Source organism: Vallitalea guaymasensis (assembly GCF_018141425.1).
In the GTDB taxonomy this organism is placed as follows: domain Bacteria; phylum Bacillota; class Clostridia; order Lachnospirales; family Vallitaleaceae; genus Vallitalea; species Vallitalea guaymasensis.
On the sequence record NZ_CP058561.1, the window covers coordinates 3,788,971 to 3,800,264 of the forward strand.

General features: G+C 31.4%; 7 protein-coding genes. 5 read left to right on the forward strand and 2 right to left on the reverse strand.

From position 1 onward, the window contains the following. Positions 1 to 83: 83 nt before the first annotated feature. Complete coding sequence (locus HYG85_RS16280; RefSeq protein ID WP_212690532.1) at positions 84 to 2,306, forward strand: AraC family transcriptional regulator; 2,223 nt, start codon at positions 84 to 86, stop codon at positions 2,304 to 2,306. 69 nt (positions 2,307 to 2,375) lie between these two features. Then, positions 2,376 to 3,479 carry a DUF3810 domain-containing protein gene (locus HYG85_RS16285; protein WP_212690533.1) on the forward strand — a complete coding sequence of 368 codons (1,104 nt, stop codon included), beginning with the start codon at positions 2,376 to 2,378 and terminating at the stop codon, positions 3,477 to 3,479. A 290-nt stretch (positions 3,480 to 3,769) separates the two neighbouring features. On the opposite strand, the gene HYG85_RS16290 is transcribed toward HYG85_RS16285, so the two are convergent. Beyond that, entirely contained in the window at positions 3,770 to 5,740 is a 1,971-nt protein-coding gene (locus HYG85_RS16290; RefSeq protein WP_212690534.1) for a GTP-binding protein, read from the reverse strand. A gap of 137 nt (positions 5,741 to 5,877) precedes the next feature. Between HYG85_RS16290 and HYG85_RS16295 the strand changes: the two genes are divergently transcribed. Further along, positions 5,878 to 8,058: an alpha-galactosidase gene (locus HYG85_RS16295; protein ID WP_212690535.1), complete on the forward strand. Its 2,181-nt coding sequence runs from the start codon at positions 5,878 to 5,880 to the stop codon at positions 8,056 to 8,058. A gap of 97 nt (positions 8,059 to 8,155) precedes the next feature. On the opposite strand, the gene HYG85_RS16300 is transcribed toward HYG85_RS16295, so the two are convergent. Next, positions 8,156 to 9,337, reverse strand: a complete 1,182-nt coding sequence (locus tag HYG85_RS16300; protein WP_212690536.1) for an MFS transporter — start codon at positions 9,335 to 9,337, stop codon at positions 8,156 to 8,158. Positions 9,338 to 9,550: 213 nt separating this feature from the next. Here HYG85_RS16300 and HYG85_RS16305 point away from each other — a divergent pair, with 213 nt between their 5' ends. Further along, a complete protein-coding gene (locus tag HYG85_RS16305; protein ID WP_212690537.1) occupies positions 9,551 to 10,213 on the forward strand; it encodes a class I SAM-dependent methyltransferase in 663 nt (220 codons plus the stop codon). 27 nt (positions 10,214 to 10,240) lie between these two features. Beyond that, the gene (locus HYG85_RS16310) at positions 10,241 to 11,209 is read left to right on the forward strand and encodes a helix-turn-helix transcriptional regulator (RefSeq protein WP_212690538.1); all 969 of its coding nucleotides are present in this window, start codon (positions 10,241 to 10,243) and stop codon (positions 11,207 to 11,209) included. The last annotated feature ends 85 nt before the right edge of the window (positions 11,210 to 11,294 follow it).

Below are 11,294 nucleotides of genomic sequence, written 5' to 3' on the forward strand. Positions count from 1 at the left end.
ATATAATAGATGTACTTTTAAAAGCTTTTTGTTATGATGGGTTAATTTTATTAAAGATAGGCGTAATTATGGGGTGGATTTTGTTGAAAAGAGTCATGGATTTAAATGTTATCAATAAAAAAAGTAAAAGCGCTACATTCTACAAGTTTTTCTTTGTAATTTCAATTTCTATAATGATTCCAGTAATAATGATTACCACGATAATTGGTAAATTCAGCAACGATCATTTATTAAAACAGGTCAATATTTCAAGAGAAAGTTCTCTTAATCAAAAAAGACTTATGGTTGAACAAAAATTAACTGAAATGGATGCACTAATAAACCAATTTGTTAGTAATGAAAGTGTTTGGAAGCTGGTTACCACCAATGAATATCCAAACAGTTATAGTTTGTTTATGAGAGATGCGTTAAGTTTATTTGAGAAAAACGCTCTATCACATAAATTAATAGATTCAATTTATCTATTCAATGATTCAGAAAATATTATTCTAAGTGATTCAAAATATGATAAAAACAACTTTGAAGACAAAGCAATTTTTGATATAAAATTTGATGGAGTAAACTATGTTACTCCATCAAGAACAGTAAAAGGCGAGAAAGTATTTAGTTATATTAAAAAATTCTATTCTTTCAACAGAGAAAAAAATGCTTATATTGTAGTTAATATCAACTATGATAACTTTTGGGATGAGTTGATAGTTGAAGCTACAGATGGACTAGAATATTTTGTATTTGATAATAATCATTCTATCATCTATTCAGATGAATTTTATAATGATGAGTGGAATGATAAACTATTAGAAGATATTTCAGGGGAAAACGAGACCAATCTGGAATTATCGTATCTCGGTGAGAATCTATATGTTTGGAAAAGTATATCCAACAAGTATAACTGGACATTTGTAGTTGGTCAAAAATCAAAGGACTTATTCCAAACTTCAAATGTTTTAACTAAATTAAACATTATATCATGTTTGATTATATTGTTGATATCACTGATTCTAACATATTTCTTTTCAGACTATTTATATAAACCTATAAGGAATCTAATGAAAAAGATAAATAAGATAACCAAGATAGATTCTATAGATTCAAAAAATGATTATCAGCTTATTGATAATGTAATAGCCTATTTGTTTACTGAAAACCTGAAACTGAATAATGATTACCAATATGTATTCCCATATTTCAAACAGCATTCCATCAATGACATAATCAACAATAATTCCTTTGATCTGGATAACTTCAAACAAGTACTAGATTTACTGGATGTTGAATTCAGTTTCACAAGCCATTATCTCATGTTGATAGAACTAGAAAATACCAATATGAATAATAAGATAAAGGATAGATTGGATAAATACTTCGATAAACCTGATATCAAAAAAATAATAAGTAAGATCAATGAAAAAAGAATCTTGATTATTATGAACACCAACAAGGATATCAACCAAGTATATGCATTACTTACAGAAATCCACGAAGATTTTAATAAGGATAATATTTCTTTGACAGTATCTCTAAGTGATGACTTCAATAATCTAGAAGATATCCATGAACATTATGAAGAAGTGCAAAAACAACTGGAGTACAAATTTTTTGTAGGTAATAACAAAATATTATCACATATGGTACCACAGCAAATAGAGAAAAATATCTTCTATGATAAAAGTATAGAAAAAGAACTATTGAATTACCTTAAGAAACAGGACGAAGAAAAGGCTTTTGCTGCACTAAGAAAGCTTACAGAAGGACTAAAAGGAAGCATTAAAAATATTGATTATATAAAATATGTCTACTTCCAAGTATGCTTAAATATAATAGAACAAATGACTAACTTTGGCTTTAGCATGAAGGATATAGGCATAACCAACAGAGAGATATTCGCTAAAATAAACGAAGCAAAAACTCTAAATGAAATGTACGAATTAATTTACAGCATCATCAGAAAATGTATCCAGCTTTTTTCAAAATTGAACGTAATGCAAAATGACAATATAATCAACAAAGTAAAAGAATACATCAAAAATAATTACAATAAAGATTTATCCTTGGAAATGATAGCAGATTACGTATATCTATCCCCAGGGTATCTAAGTACATTATTCAAAACAGAAAATGGAATCACTGTCTTTGATTATATTACCAACCTAAGAATGGAAAAAGCAAAAGAATTATTACTAAACAATAAAAGCATGAAAATACAAGATATTGCAATCAAGTTAGGATATAACAGTTCACAGAGTTTTATTCGATACTTCAAGAAGTATTATAATGTTACTCCAAACCAATTCAGAAAAGCTTGACATGGAAATGTTTTCTGACAAGGGGACGTTTCAACTGACATAAAATAAATTAGAAAGTTGGAATCAGGTATGGATAGATTAAAGAGTATTTCTAAGTGGAGCCTTATATTATTACTACCTATTGGAATATTATTAACCAATATAGCACAATCTTCACCAGCATTTATCGAAAAATATTATTCAAACGGTATATATCGTTACATTAGCCAATTCCTTAGTACCATAACAGGAATTATACCAACTTCAATAGCCGAATTACTTATAATATTTCTTATTGCATTTTTTATATACAAGCTAGTAAAAATAATTCAAACAACAATAAAAACCAAAAATAAAAAAAGATATATACTAATAAATTTCCTTAGAAAAATATTAATCTTCATAAGTGTCGGATATTTCATATTTGTACTAATCTGGGGTCTGAACTACTATAGACTACCCTTTTCTGAAATAGCCAACCTTAACGTACAAGATGCAACCATAGAAGAACTAACAGGTCTATGCGAGAGCTTAATTACAGAAGCCAATGACCTAAGAAAACAAGTTCAAGAAGATGAAAATGGCGTAATGTATATACCAAAGGGCTACAAAGACGTCTTCAATAGAGCACATAAAGGCTACGACAATATCTCAGACACATACCGAGAATTAAGCGGTAATTACGGAGATCCCAAAGGTGTAGTTTTCTCCCAAGTAATGTCCTATTCCGGTATTGCTGGCATCTACTTCCCTTTCACAGCTGAAGCTAATATCAATAAAGACAGAACCCATGTATTACTCCCCGCAACAGCATCCCACGAAATGGCACATCAAAGAGGATTTGCCAGAGAAGACGAAGCCAACTATATAGCCTACCTAACCTGCAAAGCCCACCCAGACCCCGATTTCCAATACTCCGGAACAATGCTAGCCCTTATTCACTCCATGAAACAACTCTACGAACACGACACCAACGCATACTTTACCCTAAAAGCTACGTATTCAGAAGGAGTACTAAGAGACCTACAAGACAACAACGACTTCTGGCAAAAATACTCCGGACCAATAGATAAAGCCTCAACAAAAATAAATAACACCTACCTCAAACTAAACAAACAACAAGACGGTGTCCAAAGCTACGGAAGAATGGTAGACCTTCTAATAGCAGAATACAGACTTAATTATAATAAATAATAATTAAGTAAAGATATAGCTCATCCTAGTAATTTGTTAGCTATATATATCTGATATTTTCACTAAACTAAATCAGAAATTGAAATTTAGTTTAGTGAAACTAAATTTAAAAGCTAAAAAAGGTATAACCATTCCAAATAACTAAAACATTGAACAACCGAGTGTAGGTAGTATAGGTGAATATGAAGCAGTGAGCCATGGACGGCGAACTCAGCCTTTTAAACACGGACGTTTAACGGCTGACGAAATATTCACCTATACTACCTACACGACCGTCAACCACTTAATCATTAATCCCCATTTATTTCACTCCCCCTAACCCCATAAGCCTTCCCATGAGAACAAAAAATAGAAGTCGAAGTATAATCCTTATCAGCATCCTTATCATACCCCAATCTCTCTATTACCTCATCTGTATTATGACATCTATCATAACCAGCAAAAACAAACGTAATACTCCCCTTACCAGACGAAAAAGAAGCTAGAGTACTAGGATAATTCATCGCCGTCGAAACAGGAACCCTACCACTAATCATAACATGCTCATCCATTGTAACAGGAGAATCAAAACTACCATGCATCTTAGTTATATCAGTCATTACTCTACCCGACAAATATTTTTCAATCTTCACCTTGAATTGATAAAAAGGCTCTAACAGTATATTATCAACTTTCTCAATCCCTTGCCTAATAGCCCTAAAAGTAGCCTGTCTAAAATCTCCACCACTAGTATGTTTAACATGAGATTTACCAGTAGTAAGGGTAATAAGCACATCTGTCAAAGGCGAACCAGTAAGAATCCCTTTCTTACAAGCATCTGGGATGTTTTTCTGACTTAACCTCTGCCATCTAGTATGTAATACATCCACACTGCAAAATGAATCAATTGATATCCCAGAACCTCTAGGAGCTGGCTCTATATCAAACTCTACCTCAGCATAATGCTTCAGAGGTTCAAAATGTCCAAAACCATGAGTTTTACTAGCTATAGTCTCTTTATATAATATTTCCGGAGTACCAAAATCAATAGTTTTACCAAAACGGTCCAATACAATCTGAGTTAATACTTCAAGCTGAATAGTACCCATTACTTTTATATGTATTTCCTTCAATTCTTCTATCCATAAAACATCAAGAGAAGGATTTTCCTCTGTTAACATTGAAAAAATCTTTAAGATCTCCTTAGGATTCTCAGACGAATCATATATCACCTTAGATTTTAAAGTAGGTACCAACAAGAAATCATTATAATCCTCTATATCACCCATTCCTTCACCAATATAAGATGAACCTAGCCCAGTTACTGCAATAAGTTGTCCAGAACAGGCTTTATCACAAAGAGTATATTTAGTTCCATTATATATCCTTATTTCATTAATCTTTTCTGTAATCTCATTATCCATAATTCTATGAGTTACGGTATCTTTAACCTTAAGTGAACCATTATACAATTTTATAAAAGTAAGCTTATTGCCTGCATTGTCATATCTAATCTTATACACAGTTCCTGATGGAAAATCACCATTACCATCTGTATGTCCAGAGATTGTCAAAGTATCTATAGCTCTTAAGAGTTCCTTGATACCAATACCCTTCAAACCAATCCCACATAAACAAGGATATATTACATTATCATTAAACAATCTCTTTACAGTATTAACTAATTCTTCTTTCTCTACTTCTATTCCATCTATATATTTATTCAATATATCATCATCATAGTCAGCCAAAGATTCTATTAATTCACTTGTTGGATTATCAAGTAAATAATTAATGTTTTCACTGGTAACTTCACTAGATATAACCATTAAATCTTTTGTGAAAGTATTCTTGATTTCATTAACTGTATTGTTGAAATCAGCACCTACCCTGTCTAATTTATTAATAAAAAACATAGTAGGTATATTGTACTTTCTAAGAAGCTGCCAAACAGTTTCAGTATGACCTTCTATTCCTTCAACAGCAGATATTATTATTATGGCATAATCCAATATCCTAATGGCTCTTTCCATTTCAGTAGAAAAATCCACATGACCAGGAGTATCAACCAGTTGATATGTACAATCATTATAAGTAGTTACGGCTTGGTCAGAGAAGATGGTAATACCTCTCTCTTTTTCAATAGTATGATAATCAAGGACAGTATTTTTATTATCAACTCGACCAGCTTCTTTTATTGAGTTAGTATGATATAAAATTTGTTCTAGAAGTGTTGTCTTACCTGCATCAACATGAGCTACCATTCCTATTGTTTTATACATGAATTTAATTCCTTTCAAAATTAAGTTAATTAATGCTTAGCCAACATTATACCATATAAACTATACATAATACCATGTAAATGTAATGAAAAATAAGGTAAACTTATAGTAAAATGTCTTTGAGAGGAGAAATGGATATGGGAATACAATATAATGAAAGCAAAAAAATATTCCATATACAAGGAAAAAGCGTAAGTTATATATTTAAAGCGGATAAATATAATAATCTAATACATCTTTATTACGGTAAAAAGATAAGAAATATCAATGATAACGTAATCAATACTAACAAAGCAAAAAGCTGGAGTATAATACCTAATGAAGAAGATGATCAGTATGCACTGGATTCAGCTCTACTTGAATATCCAACATTTGGTCATGTAGATCTAAGAAGTGGTGCTCTTAGCATTGAGCAAGAAAATGGTTCTAGAATTCTTAATCTGAAATATGATTCTCATAAGATAATAAAAGGTAAAAAAGGATTAGAAGGTTTACCTGCAACCTATGCAGATGAAAATGAAGCAGAAACACTGGAGATAGCACTGATAGATGAAGTTACCAATCTTTTGGTAGTATTGAACTATACAGTATTCAATGATAGAAACGTTATAACAAAATCTGTACAGATCATAAATAAAGGATATCAAACATTAAAAGTACTCAATGCACAAAGTTGTTGTGTTGATTATAGAAACTCTGATTATGAGTTATTGCAACTATCAGGAGCTTGGGCTAGAGAACGTCAAATTGTCAAGAGACAATTAGTACAAGGAATCCAATCCATTGGAAGTGCAAGAGGAACTAGCAGTCATGTACATAATCCATTCATGGCACTATTGTCACCTGATACTACAGAAGAAAAAGGAGAAGTATTTGGATTTAACCTAGTGTACAGTGGTAATTTCTTAGGTGAAGTATCAGTAAGTGAACACAATAGAACTAGATTACTTATGGGTATTAATCCATTGAATTTCTCTTGGCAGCTAAAACCAGAAGAAAGGTTCCAGACACCAGAAGTAGTAATGGTATATTCTAATGAAGGGCTTGGAGGCATGTCAAGTGAGTATCATAGCCTGTATAGAGAAAACTTGATGAGAGGTACATGGAAAGAAAAACAAAGACCTATTGTAATTAACAACTGGGAAGCTACATATTTTGATTTTACAAGAGAAAGTTTAGAAGATATTGTTAAAAAAGCTAGTGAAATAGGTGTTGAATTATTTGTTCTAGATGATGGATGGTTCGGTAAAAGAGATGATGATACCTGTTCATTAGGTGATTGGTATGTGAATACTGATAAAATCGAAGGTGGACTAGAAAAACTAGCTGAGAATGTTGGGTATATGGATATGGATTTTGGATTATGGTTCGAACCAGAAATGATATCACCTGACAGTGACCTGTATAGAAATCATAGTGATTGGTGTCTACATGTTGAAAATAGAGAAAGAGTTACATGCAGATATCAATTAGTTCTGAACTTATCCAAAAAAGAGGTTTGTGACTATATTATTGAATCAGTATCCAAAGTACTTTCAAGTGCACCAATCAAATATGTAAAATGGGATATGAATAGATATTTAACAGATGTTATGTCCATGGACTTGCCTAGAGACAGACAAATGGAAACATCTCATAGATATATGTTAGGTCTATATTATATAATGGAAGAGATTGTAACCAGACATAAGGATATCCTATTTGAAGGCTGTTCTGGAGGTGGAGGAAGATTCGATCCAGGTATCTTATATTATATGCCTCAGATCTGGACTAGTGATGATTCAGATGCTATCGAGAGATTGAAGATACAGTACTCTACAAGCTTAGTTTATCCACCTGTTTCTATGGGAAGTCATGTTTCCAGTACACCTAATCATCAGGTAGGAAGAACCACACCTCTTAATACAAGAGGGAATGTAGCTATGTCAGGTAATTTCGGTTATGAACTTGATCTTACAAAATATAATGATAAACAGATTAGTGAAATAAAAGAACAAATTGATTTCTATAAAGAAAATAGACAGCTTATCCAATATGGAGATTATTATAGATTAAATAACCCTTTTGAAGAAAACAATGGAGCTTGGATTTTTGTTTCTAAGGATAAGACTGAAGCAATCTTATTCTATACAACTATTCTAGCTGAGCCTAACCCAGTTGACCAACAAGTAAGATGTAGAGGTCTTAACGAAGAGTTTAATTATAAAATTGATGGATTAGAAGGAATATTTGGTGGAGATGAATTAATGAACTTAGGATTGACTTTGCCTGAGTTGAAAGATTTTGAAAGCGTAAGATTCAGAATTAGAAAAGCATAGATATTACTTTATTAATTAGGGACTGTGGGATAATATATTTTTAATATCAAAATATTATTTCACAGTCCTTTCAAGATTTAATTCTGTAAATGGTATATCAAATATTTTTAGTATGTACAGTAAGTGTTTCAGAGCTAAGAAACATAATCATAATGCAAAGTATCAAATAATATGGAAATAATGTTAAACTTACAGTTCGTGCTAATACTCCAAATAATGGTGGGAAGAAAGCTCCACCTATATAAGCAAATGCCATCTGATAACCAATAATGATTTGAGAATTATTTTTACCAAACCTAGTTGGTGTCTCATGAATCATACAAGGAAAAATAGGAGCAAGACCTAATCCAATCAAAACTAATGAGCCCATTAAAGCATAGTGGGGTAATGGGAGCAATAGCAGTATGGAACCAGTCATAGCAATTATTTGACCTCTACGAATCATTTGTTTATTACTCATCTTAAAAGTAACAAAACCCGATATGAATCTTCCAATGGTAATACCCCCATAATACATAGCTACCCAAGATGCAGCAGTTTCTACAGATATATTTTTAACATGTATAAGGAAACTACTTCCCCATAAACCCACTGAGAATTCAACAGCACAATAAAAGAAAAAAGTTGACAATGCATATTTCACACCTTTTAGTTTAAAGACATTCTTCTCTATTGGTTTTTCTGTAGTTATCTGATTATCTTCAATTATGCTACTGGCTGATATTTTTCTGTGTTTTACCCATAAAGGTAAACTCATAAACAATACAAGAGCCAGAACAAGCTGGATGATACCAATTGTACGATAGCCGAAACGCCATGAATCTGTTAGCAACATACACTGCGCCATTATAATTGGACCTACTGTAGCTCCAACACCCCAAAAACAATGAAGCCAGCTCATATGGTGTGATTTGAAATGAAGTGCTACATAGTTATTAAGTGCTGTATCTACTGAACCTGCACCAAGACCTAATGGAATAGCTAATAATAATAACCAGAAATAGGATGGGGAAAATGAAATACCTAGCAGAGCCATTCCAGTTATCATACAACTGATAAAAGTTACTTTACCAGTTCCGAACCTTTTTACTACATGACCACTTGCGAAGCTTGATAAAACGGTACTTCCTGTAGTTAGAATTGCAACAAGTCCTGCTGCATCTAGCGACATACCCCATTCCAATCGCATAGCTGGCCAAGTTACTCCAAGCAAGCTGTCAGGTAGTCCCAAACTAATGAATGCTAAGTATATAATGATAAGTAATATTAATGTAATCATAATTGTCTCCTTATACAATTTTGGTTTATCGTTTAACATATAATGATTATTTTATCTTAGTTCCATAACTATACATTGTCAAGTATTTTTGAACTAAAACTATAAGTTTTTTATTAATAAGTGATTTTTAACATGTTGAGCATATATATTGTTTGTATTATCTTACAAGTAATGATAATATAGATTTATTGCGAAAGAGAAAGGGGTATAACTATGATAAAATCAAAAGCTTGGGATTGGAGTAAGAATGAAGATGACTACTGGTTAATACCTTCAATAGAATCATGTTATTTAGCTAATTCTTGGGCATCCAAAGGATTCCATAGATTTCTTGATCTAGGTTGTGGATTGGGAAGACATTCCATATTTTTTGCAGAAAACGGATTTAGGGTTAATTCTGTTGATTTATCTGAATATGGAATCAATCATCTCAACAATTGGGCTAAAAAAGAAGAGTTGGATATAGAAACACAAATATGTGATATGCTTGAACTACCCTTTGAAAATGATACATTTGATTGTATAATAGCATATAATGTTATTTATCATTCAGATACTAAAGGGTTCATTAAAGCACTAGATGAGATAAAAAGGGTATTGAAAAGTAAAGGAGAATTATTCATAACCCTTATTTCTAAAAATACTTGGTCGTACCAACACGCTGATAATTATAAAAGGATTGATGATAATACCATCTTAAGAGATGAACATGAAACTGAAAAGGACGTACCTCATTTTTATGTAGATATTGAAGATATAAAAAAATATTTCGTTGATTTTGATTTCATTGATGTTCCTATAGAACAAACAAAATATTGCTTGGAAAATTCTAAATATTATTCTAGACATTTCAATATAATAGCTAGAAAAAAATAGATTACCCAATTATGGAAAGGAGAAATTATGAAACGTATAGAAAATGATTCATTTATACTTGGTAAAAGCACTAAGATAATTAAAAAAACAAGTGAAATAACTATACATGAATTACAGGAGCCATATGGAAGTGGTACTATAACATTCTATTATATGATGCCAGAGATATATGTGTATGTAAGTGATTTCAGCCTTTCTAATAATTATATACTTAATAGTCAGAAGGATTATGAATTTTACAGTAAGAAGATATTTAAAATGGATTACTGTTTCAAAGGCAAAATCTGTGCAACAGATATTGACGGTAAAAGTTGTATAGCTAGAGCAGGACAAACTTCCTATTATTATGGAGAAAAAAATCTCCAATGTTTAGAGATGCTGGAAAATAATTATAAAGGAATTGGAATTATAGGTTTTGCAGATGATATTGTAGAAATATTTTCAAATATATTTCATATTGAAGAAGAACTCTTTATTAAGCTTGGTAAACAGACTAACAAGCATAAGAATTACATATCCATAAAAAGCAATCTTGAAGTTACAGCATTGGCACATAAGCTAATGGAGGCAATAAATCAAGAGAATCTTGAAATGATGAAAATAAAAGCCATGGAATGGCTTATTTATGAGATAAAGCATATTGAAGAAAACTTATTGAAAAAAGAAAATGTCTATACTCAAAATACAATAAAAAAAATATTAGAAGCTGAGAGATATATAAAAAACAACTTATCTGACAAGTTGACTATCGATAGTATAAGCAACACGATTGGACTTAGTCAATCAACGCTGAAAAAAGGTTTCAACACCTTGTATTCAACGAGTATTTATAGTTATATCAAATCTTTAAGACTGGATTTGGGCAGGTCACTAATTATCTCTACAGATAAAAGTATTACGGAAATAGCACTTGAATGTGGCTATGATAATCTTAATAGTTTTAGTAAAGCATTTAAACAGTATTATAATATAACACCAAGAGAACTACGAAAATAAAATAATTTATCCTTTTTGGAATAGTTTTTCATTCTGATTGAACGAGCGACAATCTAATTGATTATGTTAGAATTATATTTGCTAG

What these genes read in the sequence shown, in the direction of transcription:
- HYG85_RS16285 (WP_212690533.1), top strand. Translation starts at nt 2,376, where the DNA reads ATGGATAGATTAAAGAGTATTTCTAAGTGGAGCCTTATATTATTACTA.
- HYG85_RS16290 (WP_212690534.1), bottom strand. Translation starts at nt 5,740, where the DNA reads ATGTATAAAACAATAGGAATGGTAGCTCATGTTGATGCAGGTAAGACA.
- HYG85_RS16295 (WP_212690535.1), top strand. Translation starts at nt 5,878, where the DNA reads ATGGGAATACAATATAATGAAAGCAAAAAAATATTCCATATACAAGGA.
- HYG85_RS16300 (WP_212690536.1), bottom strand. Translation starts at nt 9,337, where the DNA reads ATGATTACATTAATATTACTTATCATTATATACTTAGCATTCATTAGT.
- HYG85_RS16305 (WP_212690537.1), top strand. Translation starts at nt 9,551, where the DNA reads ATGATAAAATCAAAAGCTTGGGATTGGAGTAAGAATGAAGATGACTAC.
- HYG85_RS16310 (WP_212690538.1), top strand. Translation starts at nt 10,241, where the DNA reads ATGAAACGTATAGAAAATGATTCATTTATACTTGGTAAAAGCACTAAG.